The sequence below is a fragment of the Corynebacterium sp. CCM 9203 genome (genome assembly GCF_041357675.1).
Taxonomy (GTDB): domain Bacteria; phylum Actinomycetota; class Actinomycetes; order Mycobacteriales; family Mycobacteriaceae; genus Corynebacterium.
This window is the reverse complement of the sequence record NZ_JAUERY010000005.1, coordinates 167,329-193,589: the sequence shown is the minus strand read 5'-3', so window position 1 is coordinate 193,589 and position 26,261 is coordinate 167,329. Positions and strand designations below refer to the sequence as shown.

General features: G+C 63.7%; 22 protein-coding genes. 9 read left to right on the top strand and 13 right to left on the bottom strand.

Annotation, left to right across the window (positions count from 1 at the left end; genetic code table 11):
* Window positions 1-707: thioester domain-containing protein (locus QWU44_RS11055; RefSeq protein WP_370915725.1), on the bottom strand; the 707-nt coding region annotated here is incomplete at its 3' end.
* A gap of 774 nt (window positions 708-1,481) precedes the next feature.
* On the opposite strand from QWU44_RS11055, the gene QWU44_RS11050 reads away from it, so the two are divergent.
* A complete protein-coding gene (locus QWU44_RS11050) occupies window positions 1,482-2,408 on the top strand; it encodes a ribokinase (RefSeq protein ID WP_370915724.1) in 927 nt (308 codons plus the stop codon).
* Here QWU44_RS11050 and QWU44_RS11045 read toward each other — a convergent pair.
* Window positions 2,399-2,554: a hypothetical protein gene (locus QWU44_RS11045; protein WP_370915723.1), complete on the bottom strand. Its 156-nt coding sequence runs from the start codon at window positions 2,552-2,554 to the stop codon at window positions 2,399-2,401. The genes QWU44_RS11050 and QWU44_RS11045 overlap by 10 nt on opposite strands.
* Window positions 2,555-2,652: 98 nt before the next feature.
* Window positions 2,653-3,948, bottom strand: a complete 1,296-nt coding sequence (locus tag QWU44_RS11040) for an alpha/beta fold hydrolase (RefSeq protein WP_370915722.1) — start codon at window positions 3,946-3,948, stop codon at window positions 2,653-2,655.
* Between the two features lie 53 nt (window positions 3,949-4,001).
* Between QWU44_RS11040 and QWU44_RS11035 the strand changes: the two genes are divergently transcribed.
* The 3 genes from QWU44_RS11035 to QWU44_RS11025 all read left to right on the top strand — a co-directional run bounded on the left by QWU44_RS11035 (window position 4,002) and on the right by QWU44_RS11025 (window position 7,158).
* A complete protein-coding gene (locus tag QWU44_RS11035; RefSeq protein WP_370915721.1) occupies window positions 4,002-4,787 on the top strand; it encodes a D-hexose-6-phosphate mutarotase in 786 nt (261 codons plus the stop codon).
* 72 nt (window positions 4,788-4,859) lie between these two features.
* A complete protein-coding gene (locus QWU44_RS11030) occupies window positions 4,860-6,281 on the top strand; it encodes a heparan-alpha-glucosaminide N-acetyltransferase domain-containing protein (protein ID WP_370915720.1) in 1,422 nt (473 codons plus the stop codon).
* A gap of 241 nt (window positions 6,282-6,522) precedes the next feature.
* Window positions 6,523-7,158 carry a neocarzinostatin apoprotein domain-containing protein gene (locus QWU44_RS11025; RefSeq protein WP_370915719.1) on the top strand — a complete coding sequence of 212 codons (636 nt, stop codon included), beginning with the start codon at window positions 6,523-6,525 and terminating at the stop codon, window positions 7,156-7,158.
* A gap of 81 nt (window positions 7,159-7,239) precedes the next feature.
* Here QWU44_RS11025 and QWU44_RS11020 read toward each other — a convergent pair whose 3' ends face one another.
* From QWU44_RS11020 to QWU44_RS10990, 7 genes are all read right to left on the bottom strand, one after another.
* A complete protein-coding gene (locus QWU44_RS11020) occupies window positions 7,240-8,727 on the bottom strand; it encodes an NAD-dependent succinate-semialdehyde dehydrogenase (protein ID WP_370915718.1) in 1,488 nt (495 codons plus the stop codon).
* A gap of 3 nt (window positions 8,728-8,730) precedes the next feature.
* Window positions 8,731-9,516: an HpcH/HpaI aldolase/citrate lyase family protein gene (locus tag QWU44_RS11015; RefSeq protein WP_370915717.1), complete on the bottom strand. Its 786-nt coding sequence runs from the start codon at window positions 9,514-9,516 to the stop codon at window positions 8,731-8,733.
* Window positions 9,501-10,286: a 2-oxo-hept-4-ene-1,7-dioate hydratase gene (gene hpaH / locus QWU44_RS11010; RefSeq protein ID WP_267173963.1), complete on the bottom strand. Its 786-nt coding sequence runs from the start codon at window positions 10,284-10,286 to the stop codon at window positions 9,501-9,503. Before hpaH ends, QWU44_RS11015 begins: the two co-directional genes overlap by 16 nt.
* Window positions 10,287-10,330: 44 nt before the next feature.
* Window positions 10,331-11,422 (bottom strand): 3,4-dihydroxyphenylacetate 2,3-dioxygenase, encoded by a 1,092-nt coding sequence (gene hpaD / locus QWU44_RS11005; protein ID WP_370915716.1) that lies wholly within the window; start codon window positions 11,420-11,422, stop codon window positions 10,331-10,333.
* A 101-nt stretch (window positions 11,423-11,523) separates the two neighbouring features.
* Complete coding sequence (hpaE, locus tag QWU44_RS11000; RefSeq protein WP_370915715.1) at window positions 11,524-13,023, bottom strand: 5-carboxymethyl-2-hydroxymuconate semialdehyde dehydrogenase; 1,500 nt, start codon at window positions 13,021-13,023, stop codon at window positions 11,524-11,526.
* A complete protein-coding gene (locus QWU44_RS10995) occupies window positions 13,020-13,727 on the bottom strand; it encodes a GntR family transcriptional regulator (RefSeq protein WP_370915714.1) in 708 nt (235 codons plus the stop codon). The genes hpaE and QWU44_RS10995 overlap by 4 nt, the downstream gene beginning before the upstream one ends.
* Before the next feature lie 13 nt (window positions 13,728-13,740).
* Window positions 13,741-15,219: a fumarylacetoacetate hydrolase family protein gene (locus tag QWU44_RS10990; protein WP_370915713.1), complete on the bottom strand. Its 1,479-nt coding sequence runs from the start codon at window positions 15,217-15,219 to the stop codon at window positions 13,741-13,743.
* A 131-nt stretch (window positions 15,220-15,350) separates the two neighbouring features.
* Between QWU44_RS10990 and QWU44_RS10985 the strand changes: the two genes are divergently transcribed.
* From QWU44_RS10985 to QWU44_RS10970, 4 genes are all read left to right on the top strand, one after another.
* Window positions 15,351-16,724, top strand: a complete 1,374-nt coding sequence (locus tag QWU44_RS10985; protein WP_370915712.1) for an MFS transporter — start codon at window positions 15,351-15,353, stop codon at window positions 16,722-16,724.
* 134 nt (window positions 16,725-16,858) lie between these two features.
* The gene (locus QWU44_RS10980) at window positions 16,859-18,754 is read left to right on the top strand and encodes an FAD-binding monooxygenase (protein WP_370915711.1); all 1,896 of its coding nucleotides are present in this window, start codon (window positions 16,859-16,861) and stop codon (window positions 18,752-18,754) included.
* Between the two features lie 464 nt (window positions 18,755-19,218).
* Window positions 19,219-20,229 (top strand): YeiH family protein, encoded by a 1,011-nt coding sequence (locus tag QWU44_RS10975; protein WP_370915710.1) that lies wholly within the window; start codon window positions 19,219-19,221, stop codon window positions 20,227-20,229.
* Between the two features lie 292 nt (window positions 20,230-20,521).
* Window positions 20,522-21,043 (top strand): hypothetical protein, encoded by a 522-nt coding sequence (locus QWU44_RS10970; RefSeq protein ID WP_370915709.1) that lies wholly within the window; start codon window positions 20,522-20,524, stop codon window positions 21,041-21,043.
* 111 nt (window positions 21,044-21,154) lie between these two features.
* Here the strand turns inward: QWU44_RS10970 and QWU44_RS10965 are convergent, their stop codons facing one another.
* From QWU44_RS10965 to QWU44_RS10955, 3 genes are all read right to left on the bottom strand, one after another.
* Entirely contained in the window at window positions 21,155-22,486 is a 1,332-nt protein-coding gene (locus QWU44_RS10965) for an MFS transporter (RefSeq protein ID WP_198736959.1), read from the bottom strand.
* Window positions 22,487-22,531: 45 nt separating this feature from the next.
* Window positions 22,532-23,845, bottom strand: coding sequence for an AMP-binding protein (locus tag QWU44_RS10960; RefSeq protein ID WP_370915708.1), 1,314 nt, complete (start codon window positions 23,843-23,845; stop codon window positions 22,532-22,534).
* A 396-nt stretch (window positions 23,846-24,241) separates the two neighbouring features.
* Window positions 24,242-24,859, bottom strand: coding sequence for a TetR/AcrR family transcriptional regulator (locus QWU44_RS10955; RefSeq protein ID WP_370915707.1), 618 nt, complete (start codon window positions 24,857-24,859; stop codon window positions 24,242-24,244).
* Between the two features lie 387 nt (window positions 24,860-25,246).
* On the opposite strand from QWU44_RS10955, the gene paaA reads away from it, so the two are divergent.
* Entirely contained in the window at window positions 25,247-26,206 is a 960-nt protein-coding gene (gene paaA, locus QWU44_RS10950) for a 1,2-phenylacetyl-CoA epoxidase subunit PaaA (RefSeq protein ID WP_370915738.1), read from the top strand.
* The last annotated feature ends 55 nt before the right edge of the window (window positions 26,207-26,261 follow it).

Sequence of the window (26,261 nt, the reverse complement as noted above, 5' to 3'; positions counted from 1 at the left end):
TGTGGCTCCGTCCATTCGACCGCAGCCAGGATTTCCTGGTCGTATGGACCCGTGCTTCGCGCGACACCGAGCTGCTGCCCCGTGCCGACGGACGTCCCCCGGCTTCCCATATCCTTGAGTATCGCTCCTGCCGGAAGGTCACCACTTCCAGAAAGACGGAGTTGTGCAGTGCCCGGAATCTGGTCGGCCGGAACACGGACGAAGACTTCCTGGATTCCGGACAGTGAGGTCTGGCGTCCGAGATCATCTCCGTTCGCATTAACCATGGTGAGTCCCGCAGGTGCACCGATCAAGGCGAGTGTCGCGTTGCTATCCGTCGATGAGACGCTGAAGGGGCCGACATCTGATCCGGACTCTCCGGTTTTGAGACCAGGACTTATGACTACCGGGTACTCAGGTGCCGGAATATCCTTCGCACTGTCCACGAGATAGTCAAAAACCGCCTTGACGGCAGTACCGTTGGGCCCCCAACTCTCAACGGTGATGTCATTGGTGAAGTGCCAGATGGCCGCCTGGGTTCCAGTGACCAGGATATCGCGGTTATTTGTATTTATACCGGCAGCGGTACTGAGCGCTGCTCCTGATATTACGTCATAATAAGCATGGTTCAATATCCATCGAACTTTGCCCGCGTTCGGGATTCCCTCAGCCTCAAACGTGGAGGGCTGATAGATCGAGTTCCTGGTAACCCCAAGCGGAGCGTTCAAACAGTAAGAATAAGGCCACGTATTAGTAGCATCATTCTTCATCCTGAAAAGTTTGACCGTCGAACTGTGGGCATTACTCTCGCCCGGATACCTGATCGAGATCGTATCCCCATCCCAGCTTGACTTCATCTTAATTTTGGCATCGAGAGTCGGCACCGGATCTCCCGCTGACACTGCCCCAACCGCATACACCTGCTGAGCCGGCACTGCCAGCCCAAACACTATGAGCACCACCGCCAGAAGCAGGGCTCCAACCCCACTTCTGCCACTTCCTGTTTTTACCCTCATACGATCCCTCCAACATTGCGGGTCCGAGAATCTCGAACTTCACAAAAATCTGATTGTTGCTGCACATGGATTTGTTTCCACACACTTAGTTATAGACTATAATATATGAGTAAATCTCTCAGGTAAAGGTCATGGCGTCAACCTGCGGAAAAAACACCCGCCCAGACCAAAACTGGGGAAACATATGGGCGCAAAAATGCTCCTGAACTGGCTGTTCATAAAACTTTTCAGGATTTCTTTTTTAACCGTCACGGCCCTCACAAAATGAAAAAATATGAAAATCCTCCCCACGCGTCGGTTTTTCCGAGAAAATGCTGCACCAGAAACCTGATCTGAGAGACTTCCCTCCACAGCATTTTTTATCTTCGTAGACTGGGTGACGAAGACTTGTACCGTACGGATCGTTCCCCTGACACAATGGACCCGAAGGAATGTCGGGACACAATACGGATCCAGTCCCATCCCACCGAAACACGGAGGAGAATCATGAATGCGCAGCCACTTTCCGTCACCGTCGTCGGTTCCATCAACGCCGATCTCACCGTCTCAGTCGCACGGCGCCCCGGACCAGGTGAAACCGTCATGGCGTCGGGTGGAAGCATCTCCCCCGGCGGCAAGGGGGCGAATCAGGCGGTCGCCGCCGCGCTGCAGGGTGCAGAAGTCCATTTCGTGGGTGCCGTGGGCGATGACGCGTACGCCGCACCGGCGACAGCGGTCCTCCGGTCCTCCGGTGTGGACCTGGCTGCGGTGGAAAAGTTTCCCGGCGCAACCGGCCTCGCGGTGATCACCGTGGATCCGACCGGGGAGAACTCGATAATGGTCATTCCCGGCGCGAACGGCGCGGTGGACGCGGATCTCGTCGACAGGTGGCGTGGAACGGTGGCTGAGGCTGGGATCGTTCTCCTGCAGGGTGAGATACCGGCATCCGGTTTTCACGCTGCAGTGGATGCGGCCACGGGGCGGGTGGTGGTCAATCTCGCGCCTGTGGTGGAGGTCGACCGGGACGCTTTGCTGCGGGCCGATCCGTTGATGGCGAATGAGCATGAGGCCGGCCTGATCCTTACGCAGTTGGGTGCAGACGGTGCCGCTGCGGTTGCGGCCGGCCCGGAGTCCTGTGCCCGGGCGCTCGTGGAGGCGGGTTTCTCCTCAGTCATTCTGACGCTCGGTGCGGAGGGCGCACTGGTGGCGACGCCCGAGGGCTGCGAGCGGATCCCGAGTCCGTCAGTCACCCCGGTGGACACCACCGGTGCGGGGGACGCGTTCGCTGGGGCGTGCGTGGCCCGACTCGCCGCCGGGGATGATCTCGTGACGGCCACGCGGCACGCGGTGCGGGTCGGCGCATTCGCGGTCACGGGGCACGGCGCCCAGGATTCCTACCCGGGGCCCGGTGTGGAGCTACCCGGTCAGGAGTAGGCCTGCGGCAAAATCCGTTCGAGGTCGAGCACATGCTCCTCGTCGATCCGGAAAACTTCGAACAGGCCCTCGAGGTTGTCCGGGATATCGGCACCGTGTCCGGTTGCGTCGAATGCCCCGGTGTCGAGGTGGTCCTTGTCATTCACGTGGTGTGTCCTCCGTGACGGTGTCTGTCATTTCCGAATCGTCCCGGTATCCGGGGGTGCCTCTACCCTAGCGCGTGGCGGCCACTGCACAACCTCCCTCAGTGATCCCGTGCCAGTTCCAGCAAGCGACCGAGGATGCCCGCGCCATCGTGGTGGATGCCGTCATGCTGGAACCGGTTGGTGATGTGGGGTCTGAGGTCCCGGTAGACCTCCGCGGTCTCCAGGGACATCTGCATCGGAACGTAGATGTCGTCGACGTAGATCGCTGCTGCGGCGACGGCCGGAGAGGACGCGATCACGTCGGCGTCGTAGAGGCGAGACCAGTCATCCTTCACCGCAAGATCCTCGGCAACGCTCCGGAACGGGACCAGAGCCGGGTCCTCCTCGAACTGCCAGGGGTAGATGTGTTCGCCGGTGAGGTAGAAGGGTTCGGAGAGGTCGCGGGGGTCGGCGTCCTCGGCAAAGCCCTCCACCGTGGTGCGCATGCGGTGCGCGGACCAGTCGGTGGCGCCGGGGACGGTGCCCCCGTAGATCGACTCGTGAATCACCGCGTAGAGCGGGTGCCGTTCCAGGCTGACTCGCCCACCAACGTCGTCAAGGAAATCCCGGCGCAGCCGCTTCTCCCCCTTCACCTCGTGGAAGGGCTGCTCGAAGAGGTAGGAGAGGGTGTCGAATCCGGCGCCGCGACCGAGTTCGGTTCCGATGAGCCGGAGCCTTCTGGAGCTCAGGCGTTCACCGGTGGGGAGTCGTTCGTCGGAGTTGTCCAGGTGGTGACAGACCTCGCGGATCCGGTCTTCGACCCAGTCGAAGCGCGCGTAGAAGTCCCGGTGGCGGCGGGCTAGTTGGGTGTAGGTCGCGCGGTAGACGTCATCGATGCTCCGGCTGATGGTCGGCAGTCCGCCGGTGAGCAGTGCGGTGTCCACGCGATCAGGGTGACGGGAGAGATACGTGGTGATGCAGAAGCCGCCGAAGCTCTGCCCGTAGAGCGAAACCCGCTGCACACCGAGGTACTCCCGGAGCCGTTCACAGTCCTCGACGATGAGGTCAGCACGTAGCAGCGTGAGCCGTTCGGTGAGGTCCGCGGCGTCGATGTGCGGGCAGGCTGCGTCGATCCGGCCGGAGCGCCCGGTTCCCCGCTGGTCCAGGAGGACGAGGCGGTGGGTTTTCAGTACCTCAGCGATCCAGCCACTGATGCCGGTGGGCCTGGGAGCAGGGTTGCCGGGGCCGCCCTGCAGGAAGATGAGGACGGGAAGGTTCTCCCCGCCATCCGGGATGATCTCACGGGCGTAGAGGTCGAGGTTTCCCCGTCCCGGGGCCGCCGGATCCCAGGGGACGGAGAGGGTGTGGCTGCGGAAGGTGTGTCCGAACCGTCGGCTGGTGGTGGTGACCGTCATAAGGTTCCAGGATAGCGGCCTCCCCGGTGCCCGGGGGACTACATTCGGGAGGTATGGATACTCATGATCTGATCACCTCGAACGGCCTGACCTTCCACCCCGCAGGTGCTCACCTCGTGTCGGTGGAGACCCCGGGAGGTGAACTGCTCTTCGTCAGCTCCACCACCGGCTGCGGGGTCGGCACCCCGATCCGTGGCGGGATTCCGCTGCTCGCCCCGTGGTTCGGGACCCTCCTGGGTGAGGAACCCGCCCACGGGTTCGCGCGGCGCATGGCATGGGACTGCCGGAGGACGGACACCGGCCTTGCCGCGACACTGGACCACGATGACTGGCGCCTGTCGTTCACCGCGGACCCGACGACAAACGGCGTCTTCGTGGAGCTGTCCGCCCACAATGACGCCGATGCCGACCGTCTGCTGCAGTTGGGGTTCCACCCGTACTACCTGATCGACGACATCGATCAGGCGACGGTGACCGGACTCGACGGCTCACCGGCTCTCGACCGCGTCACCGACCACGTCGGAACCGTCGAGGGCGCGATCTCCTTCGACGGCCTCTACGACACCATCGTCACCGCGCCCGCGGGTACGACCGCGACGCTGACTGACGGCACCCGGACGGTGGATGTGACGGGCCGTGGGACGGACTCGATCATCGTCTGGAATCCCGGCGCGCAGTCGGCCGCGGGTATGCGGGACCTCGGAGAGGGCGAATGGCGGCGCTTCGTGTGCGTCGAACCCGCACTCCTGGGTCCGGATCTCGCGGGCATGTCCGTGGCACCCGGGGAGACAGTGACGATCGGGATGACGGCGCAGCTCACTGTCCCGGAGGCAGGCTGAGAAGCTCTCAGACGCTGGTAAGGTTCCACCTCGTCAGCCCGCTCCGGCGGGACCCCCACGAAGGAGAACCCCGTGCCCCAGGCGAACACCGTGACCGTCACGCAATCCCCGCCTGTGCAGGTCCGGACAGGTTCCCGGGTGGCGGGTATCGACGTCGCGCGGGCGCTCGCGATCGTCGGGATGATGTTCGCCCACATCGGTATATCCGAAGATTCCTTTACCGGAAATGCGGCGCACATACTAGCTACGGGGCTGCCTTCCGCGCTCTTCGCGGTGCTCACAGGGGTCTCGCTGGGTTTCATGGGCCAATCGGGGGCCATCGCCGGTGGTGAATGCCTCGCGAGCTCGCGGAGCAAACTTTACGTGCGGGGCATGCTCGTCGTCGTGATCGGCCTGGCGCTGACCTACATGCAGTCCAGGATCGCCGTCGTGCTCATGGCGATCGGTATCGAGATAATCCTGCTCACCCCGGCCGTGCGGTGGCGGACCAGGACTCTTCTCATCTGGTGGGCTGTGCTGTTCCTGCTCGGCGCGGCGGTGACCACCCTGCTACGGCTGAGTGACTTCTATCCGATGCTGATCACCCTCGGTTATCCGCTCCCCGCCTGGCTGTTGTACGGGATCACCGGGATCCTGCTGCACCGTCATCTCATCTACTCCGGGCCTAGAGCATGGACGGTCGCCGCGACGATCGGGGCGGTGGTCGCAGGGTTGGGCATCTGGTGGTGGCGCCTCGACGTGCTCGACATCGGGCACGACTCACCCTTCTTCGATTTCCACGACCCCGATCTCACCGTCGCCCGGGATCTGTTCCTCTCCGCGGCGCCGCACAGCGGTGGTCTGGGGGATGTGCTCGTCAGCGTCGGTGCCGCCGTCACCACCGTCGGGCTCTGTCTGCTGGCGTGCCATGTCCGCTGGGCCGAGGTGCTGCTCTACCCGCTGCGCGCCACGGGGTCGATGGCACTCACCGTCTATGTCGCCCACGTTCTCACCGCGACGATGCTCACGGGATTCTCCCTCATGACGTTAATCGGACACGGGTATTCCTCCTCCGATCGGCCGGAGCACGATGCAGGGTGGACCCTGGACGCCTCTCTGGACGACGGAGATCCGTCGTCCTCATCGGCTGTCGAGTTCCCGAACGAACCCGCGTGGGAGGAGTATCAGCGGACCGTCGGCGAGTCGACGGGCTGGGAGGACTTTCGTTCCCGCGAGGAACACTTGTGGGAGGATTTCCTCTCTGAACAGGAGCGACTTTTCGACGAGTACATCCGGGAGAAAGAAAACCAGGGGGATGCCGGTGCACCGCTGCCAGCGCAGCAGAACGGGCTCGACGTGGACGGCTTCGGGGTGACGGCGCTCGGGGCTCTGCTCATCTCATCCCTGTGGCGGTGGCGGTTCCGCCGTGGCCCGCTCGAGGGTCTGCTGCGGTGGATCATCGGGAAGGCGACCCGCAGCGATCTTCCACCCCGGGCCACACCTGCCAGTCCCTGACCTCCCGCCACTGCTGCTCGGTTAGCGCGGTAGATACCACCGCCGTATGCAATATTCCTCAGGCGACCGGGCGCGACGGTTCTCCCCCACCCGGCCCCGAGATCATCGGTGATCACCCCTACCGGGGTTGTCATTGCTACTCCGGGGTACCGAAGAAACCAAATCGCGATAGAATCCGCCCAGAACCTCGTCAGTTCCACCGATCAGCACCGTATTGACGAGATGCCGGACCAATCCGGCAATGATCAGTGACACCTGCATCACCGACGAAAGGCATCCCATGCACAAACTCTTCACCACACGTACCACGGCACTCGCTGCCGCATCCCTCATCTTCGTGGCACCGCTCGCCGCGTGCTCGAATTCCGAGACCTCCGAGACAACCGACGCATCCGAGGTCAGCTCCAGTATCTCCGAGATGAGCAAGTCTGCCTCCGCAGGTCTCTCGGAGAAGTCCTCCGAGAAGTCAGAGCCGTCCTCCACCTCGGCGAAGGCTGCCTCCGGGTCTTCCGACGTCGAGATCACCGTCGACAATGCAGACGGCATCAAGGCCGGCGATACCGTCGCCGTTGAGGTCTCCGGGCTGAACCCCGAATCCGGCTACTACGCCGCGATCTGCGCGGCGAAGGGCCCCGAAGGTTCCCCCGTTCCGGTCTGCACCGGCGAGATGGGAGATACGGAGAGTCAGGCGTGGTTGCAGAACGAGCGCGGCAACGCGAAGATCTCCGAGGACGGAACCGCCTCCTTCACCCTGACCGCGAGCCCCTCCGGTGACGGCGTCGACTGTCTCACCGACGAGTGCGTGCTCAAGGTCTTCGGTGACCACTCCGAGGGATTCAAGGACGTCGCCGAGGTCCCGGTGACCTTCGCGTCCTGATCTACGCAGAACAATGATGACGGCCCCCTCTACGGTGGGCCGTCATCATTGTTCTGGCCGGGAATAGGTCCCGGATCAGGATCACTCCCGTTCAGCGTAGGGGTCGGTGACACCGATGTACTGGATACTGGTGTACTCATCGAGTCCTTCGGCGCCGCCCTCCCGACCAAGACCGGACTGCTTCACCCCACCGAAGGGTGCCGCCGCGTTCGAGATGATCCCGGCGTTGAATCCCATCAGCCCGAAGTCGAGGCCGTCCGCCATCCGGTACATCCGTGAGGCGTCGGTGGTGAACACGTAGGACGCGAGCCCGTATTCCGTGTCGTTCGCCAGGGCCAGGGCCTCGTCCTCGTCGCGGAACGTGATGATCGGCGCGACGGGACCGAAGATCTCCTCGGTGAGCACCCTGGCTCCCGCTGGCACATCCACCAGGACAGTCGGCGGGTAGAACCAGCCCGGCCCCGGGACGGGACGACCACCGGTGAGCACCGTCGCACCACGTTCGACGGCATCATCGACCAGGCCCGCGACCCGGTCTCTGGCCTGCCGGGAGATCAACGGCCCGCAGGTGATTCCGGGTTCCATCCCGTTCCCGAGTTTGACGGTGTTCATCCGCTCCGCGAACAGGGCGGCGAACTGGTTTACCACGCTCTCCTGCACGAGGAACCGATTCGCGGCTGTGCACGCTTCACCGATGTTGCGCATCTTCGCGGCCATCGCGCCGTCCACCGCCGCATCGAGATCGGCGTCGTCGAAGACGATGAACGGGGCGTTTCCCCCCAGTTCCATGGAGGTGCGCAGCACGCCGTCGGCGGCCTGCCGCAGCAGCAGCTTGCCCACACGCGTGGAACCTGTGAAGGAGACCTTGCGCAGCCGGGCGTCGGCAAGCAGCGGGGCCGACACCGCAGCGGGGTCAGCCCCCGGCAGCACCGCGAGGACGCCTGCCGGAAGGCCCGCATCCATCAACGTCTGGGCGAGGAACTGGCTGGTCAGCGGAGTCAGTTCAGCGGGTTTGAGAATCATCGTGCACCCGGCGGCAACCGCAGGGGCGATCTTCCTGGTCGCCATGGCGAGCGGGAAGTTCCACGGGGTGATCAGCAGGCACGGGCCCACGGGTTTGCGGCGGGTGAGCATCCGCAGCCCACCCTCGGGGGCGGCGTCGAAACGGCCGTGAGCCCGCACCGCCTCTTCGGCGAACCAGCGCAGATACTCCGCACCGTAGGCGACCTCACCGCGGGCCTCCGCGAGGGGTTTACCCATCTCCAGGGTCATCAGCGTGGCGAACTCCTCCGCGCGTTCCCGCACCAGCTCGAAGGCGCGGCGCAGAATCTCCGAGCGTTGTCTGGCCGGGGTCCGCGCCCACCGGCTCTGCACCCGGCACGCCACGTCGAGGGCAGCCAGGGCCTCCCGTTCCCCCGCCGACGCGACCGTCGCGAGGCGTTCCTCCGTCGCCGGGTTGACCACATCGAAGGTCGCTCCGTCGGCGGCCTCGATGAACTCGCCGTCGATCAGCAGCCCCGTGGGAACACTCCGCACCAGGGCGGAGACGTCGATGGTGTCGGTGTTCATCACCTAATCCTCTTTTCTGAAATCGGTGACCAGGGCCCGGGACGCGGTGGCCGCCAATTGGACATCGGCACCGATGTTGACGAAATCGGCTCCTGCGTCGATGTACTGCCGCGCCTGCTCGATGTTGAAGGCGTTGACGCCGACGAAAACACCCGCGTCCTTCGCCGCGCACATCGCCCGGGAGACGGCGTCGAGCACATCCGGGTGGGACTGCTGGCCGATAACCCCCATTGAAGCGGCGAGGTCGGATGGGCCGATGAACACGGCGTCGACCCCGGCGACGGACGCGATCTCGGCGGCGTTCTCCACCGCCTGCGGCGACTCGATCTGCACGATGCAGCTCACGGTCTCCCCGGCTGTGCCCAGGTAGTCCGGCACCGCATTCCACCGGGAAGACCGGGCCAGCGCACTGCCCACCCCACGGACACCTCGGGGCGGGTAGTGCATCGCCGCGACGGCCGCCTCCGCATCCTGTCTGGTGTGCACCATCGGCACCATGATCGACTGGGCGCCGAGGTCGAGGTACTGCTTGATCAGGGCGGTGTCGAGCACCGGTACCCGCACAACCGGGATCGCCGGATAGGGGGCAACGGCACGCAGCAGGCTGGTGATGGTTTCCAACCCGATCGGGGAATGCTCGCCGTCGATGAGCAGCCAGTCCGCACCGCTGCAGGCCATGATCTCCGCCATCGCGGGCGACCCGGAGCACACCCACAGACCGGTGAGCGGCCGGTCGGCACCCGCGAGACGTCGACCGAAGGGTTCGGGGAGGCTCACTCGAAACGACATGTCACGCTCCCCAACTCGCCATAGTCCGCGTGGACCGTGTCCCCGGGGTCCACCCACATCGGGCGGGTGAAGGAACCGGCGAGAATGAGCTCCCCAGGTTCCAGGTGGTCACCGTGTTCGGCGAGCTTGTTCGCCAACCAGGCGACACCCGTGGCGGGGTGACCGAGGACCGCGGCCGCGACGCCGGTCTCCTCGATGGTCTCGTTGCGGTAGAGCAGTGCGGGAACCCAGCGCAGGTCCACCGCATCGGGCGCCACCGGGCGCCCCCCGTAGACCATCGCCCCCATCGCCGCGTTGTCACTGATGGTGTCGACGATGGTGCGGCCCTCCATCTCGATCCGCGAGGACAGGATCTCCAGAGCCGGTACGACGTACTCGGTGGCGCGCAGCACATCGAAGACCGTGCAGTCCGGCCCCCGCAGGCCCTCCTTCAGTTGGAAGGCGAGCTCGACCTCGATACGCACATTGGAGAACTGACCGTGCTCAATGACCGAGCCGGACTCGTACACCATGTCCGCGAAGATCGCGCCATAGTCCGGTTCGGTGATACCCGTGGCGACCTGCATCACCTTGCTGGTGAGCCCGATCTTGCGGCCGACCGGGCGACGCCCGGCGGCGATACCGCGGCGCCGCCACTCGTTCTGTACGGCGTAGGAGTCCTCCACCGTCATCTCCGGGTGTCGGGCGGTGAGCAAGGGAATCATCGTGCGGTTGTTTTCGGCGTCGCGGAGTTCATCCGCGATCGCCTCAATGGTCTTGCTGTCGAGCATGGTGCCTCCTGCGTGGGCCGGTTGTTCGGGGAGTCGATGGGTGGCTAGAGCTGGTGGCCCAACTTGTACTCGCCCTTCTTCCAGTCAGGCATGTCCTCGTCATCGGCGCGGGTGTAGGAGAACCCGTCGGCGCCGATGGTCTGCTCCATTTCGGAGGCGTCGGTGCGTTCCACGAGGGGAACGAGGTTGCCGTCGAGGTCGAGGACCCGGGAGGCGTCGGTGTACCAGCTCGGTACGACGGGGGTTCCCCACCAGTCGCGGCGCTGGTTGTCGTGGACGTCCCAGGTCACACGCGGGTTGTCCGGATCGCCGGTGTAGTAGTCCTGGGTGTAGATCTCCACGCGGTGTCCGTCGGGGTCCCGGAGATAGAGGTAGAAGGCGTTGGACACGCCGTGGCGCCCGGGCCCGCGCTCGATGCGGTCCGACAGCCGCAGGGCACCCATCTTGTCGCAGATCGCCAGGATGTTGTGCTTCTCGTGGGTGGCGAAGGCGACGTGGTGCATGCGGGGGCCGTCGCCGCCGGTCATGGCGGTGTCATGGACGGTGGGCTTGCGGCGCATCCAGGCCGCGTAGACCGTTCCGTCACCGTCCTGGATGTCCTCGGTGACGCGGAACCCGAGATCCTCCATGTACTTGACGGCCTTCGGAACGTCCGGGGTGACCTGGTTGAAGTGGTCGAGCCGGACGAGAGCACCTGGGGTATAGAGATCGTAGCGCCAGCAGAGCCGCTCGACGTGTTCGACGTCGAAGAAGAACTCGTAGGGGAAGCCCAGCGGGTCCTGGACGCGCACGGAATCACCGATGCCGCGGACGAAGCCGTCCGGGTTGCGCTCGACCCGGCAGCCGAGTTCCCGGTAGAACGCCTCGGCACGGTCGAGGTCCTCGGGGCTGCGGACGCGGTAGCTGAACACCGCGACGGCGGCGGTCTCACCCTTACGGAGGATGAGGTTGTGGTGGATGAACTCCTCCATGGAGCGGAGGTAGATCGCCTCGTCATCCTCGTAGGTGACCACGAGGTCTAGGACGTCGACGTAGAAATCGCGGGACCGCTTCAGGTCGGTGACGACGAGTTCCATGTACGCGCAGCGCAGGACGTCCGGCGGCGGCGAGGTCGGGGTGGTGATGGGGTTGGACACGTACTCTCTCCTTGGTGCTCAGGGGCGCCTGTCGACGCCCGTCCCTCCCGCAGCGGGTGCGGTCGGGGGCGGCGTCTGACGGCGGTGGTGGGTAAGTCTGATCAGTCCTGCTTGCCGAAGACGGGGTTGTGCACCTCGCCGAGGTTGATGTGAACGGCCTGCTGGTCGGTGTAGAAGTCGATGGAGCGGTAGCCGCCCTCGTGCCCGAGACCGGAGGCCTTCACGCCGCCGAACGGGGTGCGCAGGTCACGGACGTTGTTGGAGTTGAGCCACACCATTCCGGCCTCGACATTCTGGGCGAAGTTGTGGGCGCGTTTGAGGTCGCCGGTCCAGACGTAGGCGGCCAGCCCGTAGCGGGTGTTGTTCGCCAGTTCGAGGGCTTCCTGTTCCGTGTCGAAGGGGGTGATGGCGACGACGGGGCCGAAGATCTCCTCCTGGAAGATGCGGGCGTCGGCGGGCACGTCTGCGAAGACGGTGGGCTGGACGAAGTTGCCGTTCTCGAAGCCTTCCGGGCGGCCACCGCCGGCGACGAGTCGGCCCTCGGTTTTGCCGAGTTCGACGTAGGACATGACCTTGTCGAAGTGTTCGGGGTGGACGAGGGCGCCGACCTCGGTGGCTGGATCGGAGGGCAGGCCGACCTTCACACGCTTGGCCTGGGCGGCGTAGCGCTCGACGAACTCGTCGTAGACGGAGCGCTCGACGAGGATGCGGGAGCCGGCAGTGCAGCGCTCGCCGTTGAGGGAGAACACGCCGAAGATAGTGGCGTTGATCGCCTCGTCGAGATCGGCGTCGGCGAAGACGATGGCCGGGGACTTGCCGCCGAGTTCCATCGACAGGCCCTTGAGGTGGGGGGCTGCGTTGCCGAAGATGATCTGGCCGGTGCGAGACTCCCCGGTGAACGAGATCAGCGGGACATCGGGGTGCTTGACCAGGGCGTCACCGGCATACTCACCGAAGCCATTGACCAGGTTGAAGACTCCCGCAGGTACACCGGCTTCCTCGAAGATGCCGGGCCAGAGGCTCGCGGACAGCGGGGTGAACTCGGCGGGCTTGAGCACCACCGTATTTCCGGTGGCCAGCGCCGGGCCGAGCTTCCAGGATTCCAGCATGAACGGGGTGTTCCAGGGGGTGATCAGGCCCGCGACGCCGATCGGCTTGCGGTTGACGTAGTTGATCTGGCGACCGGGAACCTTGAATGCGTCATCGGTCTGGGCAACGATGAGGTCCGCGAAGAAACGGAAGTTCTCGGCGGCGCGGCGGGCCTGCCCCTTGGCCTGGGTGATCGGGAGACCGGAATCGAAGGACTCCATCTCGGCGAGTTCGGCGTCGCGGGATTCGACGATATCGGCGACGCGCATGAGGATGCGCGCCCGCTCGCGGGGGAGCATCTGCGGCCAGGGGCCCTCGTTGAAGGCGGCCGTTGCGGCGGACACAGCGGCGTCGATGTCGGCCTGCTTGCCGGAGGCCGCCTGGATGTAGGTCTCGTTGGTCACGGGGTCCAGGACATCGAAGGTGTCCCCGTCGGCGGAGTCTACGAATTCGCCGCCAATGTAGTGGCGGATCTTCTCGGGCAGGTTCGCGGGGAGGCGGTCAGTGCTCATCTGTCTGTGTTGTCCTTTGTCTTGTCTGTCTTGTCGGCGTTCAGGTAGTGGTCAAGTGTGGTGAGACGGTGCTGGCGGACGAGTTTCTCGATGTACTCGGGGTCCGCGCCCACCTCGATCATCGCGAGTATCCGGTAGTGCTCCTCGACGGATTCCCTGGCCCGGTCGGGAACGAACGCGAAGATCGACTCGCGGAGGTGGCTGAGGCGCGCCCATTCCTGGGTCACCAGGTCGATGAGATGACGGTTGGGGCAGCGTCCGACGAGAGTGCGGTGGAACTTTCGGTTGAGGATGGTGAACTCGACCGCGTCGAAGTCCCGGAGGGTGGCTTCCATCTTCTCGTTCAGTTCCCTGGCCTTCGCCAATTCACCCGGGGTGAGGAAGGGCGCGGCGAGTGCGGTGGCGTGTCCCTCCAGTACCGCGAGCGTCTGCATGCAGTCGAGATACTGGTTCCGATCGATCATGCGTACCTTCGCTCCGACGTTGCGTTCGAAGGTGACCAGCCCCTCGGCCTCAAGCTGGCGGATTGCCTCGCGGATCGGAACGACGGATACTCCCAGTTCCTCGGCGATCGAGGATAGAACGAGACGGTGCCCCGGGGTGTACTCCCCCGAGGTGATCTTCGCGCGGATCAACTCGTGGGCCTGCTCCGTCTTGGACAGTTTCACCGGGTCAGAGCCACCTGCGGCTGGCGGGACAGTCATGGTCACGGACCTCCTAGTCCTCTTCACCGGCGGTGGAGTCGGCGGTGAAGCGTTCACGCCACGCCCCGACCGGTGGGAAAAGACCGTCCACGGGGTTGCCCTCGGCGACACGGGCGGCGACCCACTCATCCTCCCGTTCCTTGGCGAGTGCCGCGTCCACGACCTCGTCCGCGAGATCACGCGGAATGACGATCACGCCGTCATCGTCGCCGACGATGATGTCACCGGGGAGCACGGTCGCGTTGCCGCAGGCGATGGCGGTGTCCGACTCCCAGGGAACGTGACGACGCCCGAGAACCGCAGGGTGCGCTCCCCGCCCAAAGACGGGCAGTCCAATCTCACGGACGGGTTCATAGTCACGGATCCCCCCGTCAGTGACGATTCCGGCGGCACCCAGGCATTTCGCGCGAAGCGCGAGCACATCACCGAGGGTGCCCGATTCGGGTTCGTTGCGGGCCTCGATGACGAGGACCTGGCCGGGCTTGAGTGAGTCAAAGGCGCGTTTCTGGGCATTGTATCCACCGCCATGGGATGTGAACAGGTCCTCTCGGCCCGGCAGGAAACGCAGCGTCTTGGCGACACCGACCATCTTCGTTCCCCGGGTCTGCGGGTGCACGCCCTCGATGACGACCTGGTTCAAGCCCCGGGACCGCAGTTGCGCCGACAACCCGGCGGTGGGTGCCGCCAGCAGCTTTTCACGGAGTTCGTCACTGATGGCGGTGGGATCCTCGGGTAACCCGGCCTCCGCCCGCGAACCCCAGGCCTCTTCACGCTGTTTATCGTCGATGGCCGGAGTCATACCGATCCCCGGATCAACCGCTCCCGTCCCTTGTTCGACGGTGGTGCGCAGCCTCCCCGACGTGGGATTACCCGCGACGCCGGGCGCGTCGACCTCGACCTCAACGACGTCGCCGGGAACGATGACGGTCGAACCAGCGGGGGTTCCGGTGAGAATCACGTCCCCCTCATCGAGAGTGAAATGCTGGGAGAGGTCAGCGACGAACTGGGCGAGCGGGAAGATCAGATCCTCCTCAGTGGTGCCGCCCTGCTGCACAAGCTCACCATTGACCCAGGTCCGGATACGGAGTTCGGTGGGGTCAACGGTACGGGCGTCAATCAGTTCGGGACCGACCGGAGTGAATCCGTCCCGACTCTTGGAACGGATGTTGGACCCCTTGTCCTGGGCACGCCAGTCGTAGACACCGAGGTCGTTGGAAGCGGTGACCCAGGCGACGTGACTCCAGGCCTCATCGAGGGTGACATTGCGGGCCGGACGCCCGATGACCAGTGCTATCTCGCCCTCAAAGGCGAGGAGTTCACAGCCCTCGGGCCGGGTGACCACGTCGCCGGAGGCCCCCAGTGAACTGGAGGCCTTGAGGAAATAGGAGGGGCGGGCAGGGCGCCTGCCCCGCTGATCGGCACGGGAAAAGAATGCGGTGTGAACCGCGATGATCTTCCCTGGCGTGACGGGTAGGGGCTGGGGGTGATTCACAGATCCTCCTTGATTGGGTCTTGATCCCTGACCGAGATCGTATATGATCCGGAGTCAGACCGGCAAGTAACGCAGAACACACTATGCCTCTATGTCACCCCAGACCACAGAACAAGCCCCGAGGAGATTCCGTGCACCATTCACCACCGGAAGAAGAAATCACCCCCGCCCGGGATACTGAGCACAGGCGCGTCGCGGCGGCGACGATCATCGGAACCGCCATCGAGTGGTACGACTATTTCCTCTACGCCATGGCTGCGGCCCTGGTGTTCCGCCAACTCATGTTCAGTGGCTTGAGCTCCGGAGCATCAACCATCGTCGCCTTCCTCACAGTGGGAATCAGCTTCCTGTTCCGCCCACTGGGGGCATTCCTCGCAGGCCACTACGGCGACAAGATCGGGCGCCGCAAGGTGCTCATGTTGACGCTCATCGTGATGGGCACAGCCACCGCCCTGATCGGCCTGCTGCCCACCTACGAAACAATCGGCGCAGCCTCCCCGATCCTGCTGATCACACTGCGCATCATCCAGGGCATCTCCGCCGGTGGCGAATGGGGCGGCGCAGTCCTCATGGCCGTCGAACATGCTCCCGTCAGACAACGCGGGCTCTACGGCGCCTGCCCCCAGATCGGTGTCCCCGCAGGTTTACTCCTGGCATCCGGCGTGCTCGCGGTGATGAGCCAGATCGCCCCCGGCGACGCCTTCCTCACCTGGGGCTGGCGTGTCCCCTTCCTCCTGTCGTTCCTGTTGATCATCGTCGGCGCCTGGATCCGGCACAGCGTGGAGGAATCCCCCGTATTCGTTGAGATGGCCGAGCTCGCGGAGACCGAGTCCGCGCCAGTCAAAACCCTGTTCCGCAAGCACTCCCCGCTGGTATTTGTCGCCGCACTCATCTTCGCCGGCAACTCGGCGGTGGGCTACATGACCACCGGCGGATACATCCAGGGCTACGCAACCGACCCCGACGGCCCCGTCGGCCTGTCCCGGGATGATGTGCTGTGGGCCGTCACCGGTTCGGCCGTCACCTGGCTGATTTTCACCCTGTTCGCCGGCTGGTTCAGTGACCGGGTGGGACGCCGCACCTCCTACATCATCGGTTTCATCCTTCAGTTCCTCGGTGTTCTCGTCGTGTTCCCACTGGTCAACACCGCTAATGTCGGCCTGTTCTTCCTGGGCATCGGCTTCCTGACCTTGGGACTCGGCCTGACCTACGGCCAGCAGGCCGCGCTCTACGCCGAGATCTTCCCCGCTTCCATCCGGTTCTCCGGCGTATCCATCTCTTATGCCATCGGCGCAATCGTGGGCGGTGCATTCGCGCCGATGATCGCCGCCTGGCTGGTCCAGACCACCGGTACCACCAACGCCGTCACCGTCTACCTCGGCGCGATGACCCTGATCGGGCTTGCCGCCGTTCTCTCCCTCCGGGACCGGAGTGGAATCCCGCTCGGCCCCGAGCACGAAGCGGAACAGAGCGTCAGTCCCATCCGTTGGCTCTCACGCACTTAATACCCCCTTTAGGGTGTGCTAAAGATTGAAGAGAGATGGGTCACTAAATGATCAGATCATATTTGATCCACCTCTCTCCTCGACCGAACTGAACCCGGCCCCTCTGATCACCCACCGACCACAGGAGAAACACCATGCAGTTCCACCACCACGGATATGTCTCCGGCGATCCCCGCCGTCACCCTGCAGCGGGAGTGGGGCTCAACCGACCCGACGAATTGCCCGACACAATGGACGTTCTCGTCGTGGGCGCCGGACCCGCCGGAATGATCACCGCAGCACAACTGTCAATGTTCCCGAACCTATCCACCCGGATCATCGACCGTCGGCCGCACCGGCTGGAAGTCGGTCAGGCCGACGGTATCCAGGCCCGGAGTGTCGAGACCTTCCAGGCGTTCGGATTCGCTAGTGAAGTCACCGACGAGGCCTACCGGATCACCGAAATGGCCTTCTGGAAGCCTGACCCCGCAAACCCGAACCACATCTACCGCGCCAATCGCGCGATCGACGATGAAACAGGAATCTCCGAGTTCCCGCACCTCATCGTCAACCAGGCCCGTGTCCTGGACTACTTCGCCGAGTTCATGGAGAACTCTCCGTCACGGATGCACCCCGACTACGGCTGGGAGTTCGTCGACCTCACCGTCGCCGACGATCCCGACGCCACCGACTACCCGGTCGAAGTGCGACTGCGGCGCACGGGCGCCGAGAACCCGAACACCGACACCGAGCGCACCGTCCGTGCCCGCTACGTCGTCGGCTGCGACGGCGCCCGTTCCGGTGTACGCCTTTCGATAGGCCGCAAGTTGGAAGGGGACCAGGCCAACCACGCCTGGGGCGTCATGGATGTGCTCGCCGCCACCGACTTCCCCGACATCCGTCTGAAGTGTGCCATCCAGTCCCGCTCCGGCGGCAGTATCCTGCTGATCCCCCGGGAGGGTGGGCACCTGTTCCGCATGTACGTCGATCTCGGCACCGTTACCGAGGAGCGCAAGGCCACCATCCGCTCGACGACGATCGAGGAGATCATCGCGAAGGCCAACGAGATCCTCACCCCCTACAGCGTCGATGTCAGGCACGTCGCCTGGCACTCCGTCTACGAGGTCGGCCACCGGCTGACCGACAAATTCGACGACATCGATGATGACGAGCGCGCACCCCGCGTTTTCATCACCGGCGACGCCTGCCACACGCACTCCGCGAAGGCCGGCCAGGGCATGAACGTCTCGATGCAGGACGGCTTCAACATCGGATGGAAACTCGGAGCCGTTCTCTCCGGTACCTCCCCCGCTGACCTGCTCCACACCTACTCCGCCGAGCGCCAGGTGGTGGCGAAGGACCTCATCGACTTCGACCGCACCTGGTCCACCCTCATGGCCACCCCGCCGGAGGAGTTCGATGATCCATCCTTCCTCGAGGACTTTTACGTCAAGACCGCCGAGTTCCCGGCCGGCTTCATGACGGAGTACGCCCCCTCGCTGATCACCGGCGGCACCGAGCACCAGGAGCTCGCCACCGGCTATCCGGTGGGTAAGCGATTCAAATCCGCGATCGTCAGCCGTGTTTGCGACACCAACCCGATCCACCTGGGGCACCAGGCGACCGCCGACGGCCGCTGGCGCGTGTACGTGTTCGCCGATGGTGCACCCGCGGGAACGCAGGACTCCGCCGTGGCAACGTGGGCGGAGTGGGTGTCCACCAACCCCAACTCACCCCTGGTGTGGGGCCCGAAACCAGGGCCGGACGATGACAGTCTCCTCGATCTGCGGGTGATCTACCAGCAGCTCCACGCGGACATCCTGATCAACAAGGTTCCGAGGGTGTTCTTCCCCGAGGTCGGGCCCTTCCGGCTCACCAACATGGAGAAGGTCTTCGGCGTCACCACCTCCGACGACATCTTCACCGACCGCGGGATCAGCAGGGACGGCGCGGTCGTCGTCGTGCGGCCTGACCAATACGTCGCGGCGGTCCTCCCCCTCAATGAGCCAGAGGCACTGGGGGCGTTCTTCCGCCCGGTATTCGGCGGCTGACGGCTCTTCGACCCGACTTAAGCGCCTGGGTGCCTACCGACCCGGCGGCAAGCGGGGACGAGTTCAGTTAATGCGCTGAGCAGCGTCCCCCAGCCGCCATTCGGTCCGGGTGCTGCACGACCGGGAAAACGGGTTTTCCACGCCCCTATCCGAGGGTCAGATCGACGGAGGGAGCTCCTGCGGAGCGAACACCATCACCTCGACGCGGGCCTGGCCCTCACTTCTTTCGTGTCCTTCCCACGGGATAATTTTCATCCTCTCCGGTCGAACCTGCCCCACTACGCCAGCATGAATGAGCTCATCCAGCACCAGAGTTCCCCGATGGCCTCCTGCCCCCGGCTTCATCGGCAGTAACGACCGGCGGGTCCCGGCTTCCCCCACGCAGATCCGGTAAGAGCTACGTCACAACCGTACCTGGCAGATTCACCACTCCACCGTGAGTGAGGTACGACTAGTGTTGTGCCATGAATAAAACCCGTGAGGTGATTCCTGGCTTGCTGGTCTGTCTGGTGGGAGCAGCCGCATCCTTCGTGGTGGACACCTTCATCGAGAAAGCCACCGGAATCAGTGTCCTACTACTGGTGGCAATTATCCTGGGCAGCATCGTCGGCAATATCTGGACGATCCCCGGACGGATGCTGCCCGGTGTTGCAGTCTCATCGAAGATCATCCTCAAGATCGGTGTCGCACTCCTCGGCCTCGGCGTCCCAGCAGCCACGGTGCTCGCACTCGGTTGGCCCGTTCTCATCGTCGCGGTCCTCACCGTCGTCCTCGGGTTCGCAGCGACACTCATCCTTGCTCCCGTCTTCGGCCTCCGCCGCCAACAGGCTCTGCTCATCGGAGCTGGTTGTTCCATCTGTGGTGCGGCGGCGATCGGAGCGGTCGACGGTGTCCTGACGAAGAAGAAGGAACACGAGTTCGTCACCGCCATCGCGGTGATCGCCCTCCTCGGCACGATCCTCCTGGCACTGGCACCCGTCATCGGGCATCTAGCCGGGTGGGATCCTCGGCAGGAAGGGATCTTCATCGGTTTGAGCGTCCACGAGGTCAGTCAGGTCGTCGCAGCGGGAGGCCTCGCAGGAGCAGCAGTACTACCGATTGCGGTAACCGTCAAACTCGGTCGTGTCCTGCTCCTCGCCCCGATGATGATGATCCTCGCGGCACTCGAACGTCGGCACGCGGCCCGAGCCGCAGCCGCCGGGGAGATCACCGGAGCTCTTCCCCCGCTGGTCCCCGCATTCGTCGCAGCCTTCATCGGGCTTGTCGCGGTCCGGACTCTCGTGCCGTTACCAGAGGACGTGATCCGCGGAGTCGGCTCACTCCAGCACTGGATGTTCGCTGCTGCGATGTTCGCACAAGGCACTGGCGTCACCATCGCCACCGTCCGGGCGGCTGGTACAAAGCCCTTCGTTTTCGGTCTTGCCGTCACCCTCGTCGTCGTGACCGTCGCTTTCCTCGGTGCAGTCCTTATCTGAGGTCATCATCTGAGGTCATCGCCTTCCACTCTCACCAATAATTTCCCCCCCCAGTGAGCGACCCTCTGCCGTGATTTTCCGCTAAGGCTTGCGTCTCTTCCGATACCGAGACATACTCGGTTGAAACAGGCTCCGGACAGCATCCGTTGACGTGCTGTTCCACTCCTCCGACCGGAGTCTCCTCGTTCATGATCAAGAACCCGCTGCATCCGGGTTTCCGCACGGTGACGAGTCTCGGATGGTACCCCCGGCAACGGGATACCCATAGACGTCTTTGGACAGGAGTGCCCCGATGAAACACACCACAGTCATCCCTCGGACCATGCACCTCCGTTCGGTCGCGTTTCTCGACGTCGAGAATCTGTGTGACACGACCAGACCAGATGATCTGATCGTCTCCCGGATGACTGATGTCATTCTCCACACCTATCCGTGGAAGGTCGGGGACCTGTGGTACGTCGGATCCCGAAAATACAATCAACTCGCGGCCCAGATCGGTGTCCGGGTATTTCGTGACGCTACTTTCCTCAATGGCCTCCACAGCACCGCCGACACCACCGACCAGATCTCCCGGATGATCGATGATCTCATCACCGACGGGCACCGAGACCACACAGTCATTGCGAGTGGAAACGATTACTTCGTCGATGACGTCCGGAAACTGCAGGCCCACGGCATTCCGGTAACGGTCATGAGCCGGAGCAAACGGCTCTCCTGGCAGATGGCACTCGCCGCCGACGACGTCGTTCTACTCAACCAGTTCCCGGACATACCCCTCACCAACCCTGATCAAGTGTTGAAAAACAGCGCCTGAAACATCCCCATATGAGACCGGGTACTGGGGCGGCGGATCATCCATTCCAATCCGGCTTTTATTGCGCCATCGTTTCCTGGCCTACCACGGCGACACGATCACGGCAGCGTCTCAGTGCAGGTCGCACTTCTCCACCTTGGGGTTGACCATCCGGACGCCCCACAGGGAGAACAGCGAGATGATGATGAGGTAGACGCCGATGGACAAGGACGTCCCGGTCTCGTTCAGCAAGAGCTGCGCGATCATCGGGGCGAATGCACCTCCGATGATGGATCCCGCCGCGTATCCGATGGAGATGCCCGAGAGCCGGACTTTCGCAGGGAACATCTCGGCGTAGAGCGCGGCCTGTGGTCCGTAGGTGGCGCCGAGAAGCTGCCCGAGGATCACCACCGCGAGTCCGAAAAAGAACACGTTGGCGGTGTCGATCATGATCCACATGGGGATGGCGAACAGTGCCATGATGATGTAGCCCCAGGTGAACACGTTCCGTCTACCGAGCCGGTCGGAGAGAGCACCCCAGAGGATGGTGCCGACGGTCCAGGATACGGCTCCGGCCAGGGATATAAATAGAACCGTTGACCGGGGCATTCCCAGTACTTTCGCCCCGTAGGAGCTGAAGAAGGCGATCGCCAGGTAACCGGCGGCGTTGTCTGCGGCGAAGATCATGGCGCAGAGGATCACCGGTTTCTTGTGCCCGGAGAAGAGAACCTTCAGGGGCGCCGAGGATTCCTTCTGGAGTTTCTCCAGCTCGGCGAAGACCGGGGATTCCTCGCACATTTTCCGGATCAGGTAGCCGATGATGATCATGACCACCGATGAGAGGAACGGGATGCGCCAGCCCCAGGACTCAAACTGCTGGGGTGTGGTGATCGTGGTGAGCACGAGCATGAACAGGGTCGCGAGGATCATGCCGCACGGCACACCTACTTGTGGAAAGGAACCGAAGTAGCCGCGTCGGTGGACGGGGGCGTGTTCGACAGCAAGGAGTGCGGCACCGCCCCACTCACCACCTGCGGAGAAGCCCTGGAGGAGTCGGAGGCCGATGAGGATGAGGGGGGCGGCCATGCCGATCTGTTCGTAGGTGGGCAGGAAACCGATGGCGACGGTAGCACCCCCCATTCCCAGCAGGGTGAGGGTGAGCACGAATTTCCGGCCTTTCCGGTCCCCGAGGTGTCCGGCGACAACGGCGCCGAGGGGACGGACGAGGAAGGACAGACCGAGGGATGCCCAGGAGACGATTTGTGCCAGGGCCGGTGAGTTGTTGCCTGCGGGGTTGAAGAACTGGGAGGCGAAGATCAGGCCTGCAGCTTGCGCGTAGATGAAGAAGTCGAACCATTCGACGGTCGTTCCGACCATCGAACCGGCAAGAACCTTCTTGTGTTCTTTTGTCAGTGGACCGGAGAAGGAGTTCTTGGGTTGCCCGGTCGTGATATTGGTCGTCATGGTGACCTTCCTGGCGGGTGAGAGGGATGGTGTCCCGGTGGGCGATCAGTCTTTGGGCCGGTTATCGACAAGGCGCTTGGCTTTTCCTTCACCACAGTCGACGTGGTCGTGGATCTCGACGATGACGCTGATGCCGATTCGATTCTTGATCTGACGGACGAGGTGATTTCTGGACTGTTCCCTTTCCTCGCTGGTTCGGTCCGGTGCAGATTCCACGAGCAGGCGCAGTGCATCCATTCGCCCCTTGCGCTCAAGAACACACTGGTAGCGGGGGCGCAGGTTCGTGTCCTCGGTGATGAGCTCCTCGAATTGGCTGGGGAAACAGTTGACTCCGCGGAGGATGATCATGTCGTCGTTGCGGGCGGAGATGCGTTGCAGGCGGCGCATGGAGCGTGCGGTTCCGGGCAGCAGGCGGGTGAGGTCGTGGGTGCGGTAGCGCACGACCGGGAATGCCTCCTTCGTTAGCGGGGTGATGATGAGCTCGCCAAATTGTCCGTCGGGGACCGGCTGGAGGGTTTCGGGGTCCACGATCTCCGGGTAGAAGTGGTCTTCCCAGAGGGTCAAGCCGTCCTTTGTCTCCACGCATTCCTGGGCGACGCCGGGACCCATGATCTCGGAGAGTCCGTAAATGTCGGTGGCATCGATGCCCAGTCCGTCCTGGAGCTCACGGCGCATGCCCTCACTCCAGGGTTCCGCGCCGAAGATTCCGTGGGTGAGAGAGGTGGTTGCCGGGTCGATGCCCTCTTTCCGCATCTGGTCGAGCACGTTGAGCATGTAGGACGGGGTGGCCATGATGGCATCCGGCTTGAAGTCCTGGATGATCTGGATCTGCCGTTCCGTCATGCCGCCGGAGGTGGGGATGGCGGTGGCTCCGAGCTTCTCGACGCCGTAGTGCGCGCCGAGTCCACCGGTGAAAAGGCCGTAGCCGAAGGCGACCTGGACCTTGTCGCCGGGGCGGACGCCACCTGCACGCAGTGAGCGGGCGACGAGATCAGCCCAGGTCTCGATGTCTCGGCGGGTGTAACCGACGACGGTGGGTAGCCCGGTGGTGCCGGAGGATGCATGGACGCGAACCAATTGGTTGCGGCCCACGGCAAACATACCGAAGGGATATTCGGCGCGGAGGTCGTTTTTGTCGGTGAACGGGAAGAGCGCGAAATCGGCCAGCTCGCGGAAATCGTCCGGGTGAACGCCCTTCTTGTCGAAAGCACGACGGTAGTGCGGGACGTTGTAGTAGGCGTGCCGCAGGGTGTTCTTGGCGCGGGCGGTCTGTAGCGCGGTGATCTCGTCGCGGGAGGCGAATTCAATGCCGGTTTCCGGGCCGTGGATCGTGGATGTGATGTCGTACAGGGAGGTCACAGTCGATTCTCTTCTCTGGGTGGGGGCCTGCGACACAGATTTCGGTCGTAGACCGTCAGATGAAATCCCTCGCTGCACCGACGGGGAGTGCCGTGACGGTGGGGCGCGCGGGGAGATTGGCGGGTGTCCGGGGTTCAGCGGCGAGAGCAGCGAACCCCCATTTACCGACCACTTGGTCAGTTTGTGTGATCCACGATACATAGAGAGGGTGATACGGACCACTCTTTTTCCAGAAATTCCCGAATCAACCACAAAACCACCCCCGAACAACAATCCTAAAGATCGCCAAAAATGGCCAGACAAATGCGAATACTCTGCACTTCACACGTGTCCCGACCACCCCCACACACAGCAGATGAGCGAACCCCTCAACCGCAGGACCCGACGGAAAAGGAATCAGGAGCGCGGAATGAGTCCGCCGAAAGCCATCTTCCCGATCAGTTCCGCCAACTCTTCCGGAGATAGATCACCATTGGGGCGATACCACTCCACCAGGGAGTTGACCATGCCGAAGAGTAGGCGCCCGACCGTCGGCGGATCGACATCTGCACGCAGGTCCCCGTCCGCCTGCGCACCGGAAACCAGGTCAACGACGGTTCGCGTGTAGGCGCGTCGTCGATCCATTGCACGGAGCTCCACATCGGAGTTACCCCGGAGCCGGAGAAGCAGAGTCACGGAGGGTGCCTCCGCACAAAGCGCAAGGGTGGTGCCACGAACCAGGAGGCGCAGCCGTTCCATATCAGTCCCATCGAACTCCGTAACCTCGTCGATAACCCCACCGAGCGCCCCCAACGCGTGATCGAGAGCCTCTCCGAGCAGTTCTTCCTTGGACGAGACATGGTGATAGAGCGCAGACTTCGTCACCCCGAGACGATCCGCGAGCGCCCCCATCGACGTCGCTTCATAACCTGCAGCATTGAATGCATCGACTGCCGCGCGCAGTATGTCCTCCCGCGAATACCCGGGACGCCCCCGACCACCGCCCGATTCCAGCACAGCCCGACCCCGTCGCATCTCATCCGCCTTCCGGTACCACCACCGATACATTCCACCCCAGGTCAGAGTATTGGATGCCGGTGGCAACCGCCACCAGCCAAGACCGGTGGAAACCATCCCAACACCGGACACCATCCCCTTTCGCAGGCGAGGGTGACGGGGGTGAGTCGCAGATCACAAAAGCCATTGACACACATCACACTCGTTCATATACTGACCGAACGATCAGTTTTTCAGACATACAATCGTCGGGCACCGGCCTCCAGCCGCCAGACCGCCCCGCACCAGCGGCGAACGCCGCACCGTCACCCGCAGCATCTCGAACACGCCCGAACACTCTGCGGGACTCCGAAGGAGAACACCGTGACATTCCCCGCCACCCCCCGAACCAGCACCACAAACCCCGTGACCAACAACGAGGGCCAGCAGCATTTCGACCGGATCATCACCGAGGATTCCCGCATCGAACCCACCGACTGGATGCCGGACGGTTACCGCCGCACACTCACCCGACAGATCTCCCAGCACGCCCACTCGGAAATCATCGGCATGCAACCCGAGGCGAACTGGATCACCCGCGCCCCCTCCCTCAAGCGGAAGGCCATCCTCATGGCCAAGGTCCAGGATGAAGCCGGACACGGTCTCTACCTCTATTCCGCTGCGGAAACCCTGGGCACTGGCCGTGACGAACTCGTCGAACAGCTACTCACCGGGCGTGCCAAGTACTCGTCGATCTTCAACTACCCGGCGCGGACCTGGGCCGACATCGGGGCCATCGGCTGGCTCGTCGACGGCGCAGCGATCTGCAACCAGGTTCCTCTCTGCCGCTGCTCCTACGGCCCCTATGCTCGGGCAATGATCCGGGTCTGCAAGGAGGAGTCCTTCCACCAGCGCCAGGGCTGGGAGATCCTCTACTCCCTGTCCCACGGCACCGAGGCGCAGAAACAGATGGCGCAGGAGGCGATCAACCGCTTCTACGGACCTGCACTGCAAATGTTTGGGCCTCCGGACGATGATTCCCCCAACTCGCGGCAGTCGATGGCGTGGAACATCAAGCGTTTCTCCAACGATGAGCTGCGCCAGCGGTTCGTCGACATGATCGTCCCGCAGGCCGAAGCACTCGGGCTTCACTTCGAGGATCCCGATCTCAGGTGGAACGAGGAGCGAGGTCACTACGACTTCGGTGAGCTCGACTGGTCCGAGTTCAAGGCCACCATAAAAGGCTCCGGTCCGTGCAATGTCCAGCGCCTCCAGAGGCGTCGGCAGGCGTTCGAGGAGGGCGCGTGGGTCCGCGAAGCCGCCGCCGCGTACGCCGAGAAAACCGCCGCAACAAGCCCGACGGAACGTGGCCTTCACGTCGCCTGAGTCCGACCCACCACCTCGTATCTGATTCCCCCTCACCAGCCCAGACGAAAGAGGA

Excerpts from the sequence above, each read along its gene's own strand:
- QWU44_RS11050 (WP_370915724.1), top strand. The coding sequence starts at position 1,482 with ATGAATGCGCAGCCACTTTCCGTCACCGTCGTCGGTTCCATCAACGCC.
- QWU44_RS11040 (WP_370915722.1), bottom strand. The coding sequence starts at position 3,948 with ATGACGGTCACCACCACCAGCCGACGGTTCGGACACACCTTCCGCAGC.
- QWU44_RS11035 (WP_370915721.1), top strand. The coding sequence starts at position 4,002 with ATGGATACTCATGATCTGATCACCTCGAACGGCCTGACCTTCCACCCC.
- QWU44_RS11025 (WP_370915719.1), top strand. The coding sequence starts at position 6,523 with ATGATCAGTGACACCTGCATCACCGACGAAAGGCATCCCATGCACAAA.
- QWU44_RS11020 (WP_370915718.1), bottom strand. The coding sequence starts at position 8,727 with ATGAACACCGACACCATCGACGTCTCCGCCCTGGTGCGGAGTGTTCCC.
- QWU44_RS11015 (WP_370915717.1), bottom strand. The coding sequence starts at position 9,516 with ATGTCGTTTCGAGTGAGCCTCCCCGAACCCTTCGGTCGACGTCTCGCG.
- hpaH (WP_267173963.1), bottom strand. The coding sequence starts at position 10,286 with ATGCTCGACAGCAAGACCATTGAGGCGATCGCGGATGAACTCCGCGAC.
- hpaE (WP_370915715.1), bottom strand. The coding sequence starts at position 13,023 with ATGAGCACTGACCGCCTCCCCGCGAACCTGCCCGAGAAGATCCGCCAC.
- QWU44_RS10995 (WP_370915714.1), bottom strand. The coding sequence starts at position 13,727 with ATGACTGTCCCGCCAGCCGCAGGTGGCTCTGACCCGGTGAAACTGTCC.
- QWU44_RS10980 (WP_370915711.1), top strand. The coding sequence starts at position 16,859 with ATGCAGTTCCACCACCACGGATATGTCTCCGGCGATCCCCGCCGTCAC.
- QWU44_RS10975 (WP_370915710.1), top strand. The coding sequence starts at position 19,219 with ATGAATAAAACCCGTGAGGTGATTCCTGGCTTGCTGGTCTGTCTGGTG.
- QWU44_RS10970 (WP_370915709.1), top strand. The coding sequence starts at position 20,522 with ATGAAACACACCACAGTCATCCCTCGGACCATGCACCTCCGTTCGGTC.
- QWU44_RS10965 (WP_198736959.1), bottom strand. The coding sequence starts at position 22,486 with ATGACGACCAATATCACGACCGGGCAACCCAAGAACTCCTTCTCCGGT.
- QWU44_RS10955 (WP_370915707.1), bottom strand. The coding sequence starts at position 24,859 with ATGCGACGGGGTCGGGCTGTGCTGGAATCGGGCGGTGGTCGGGGGCGT.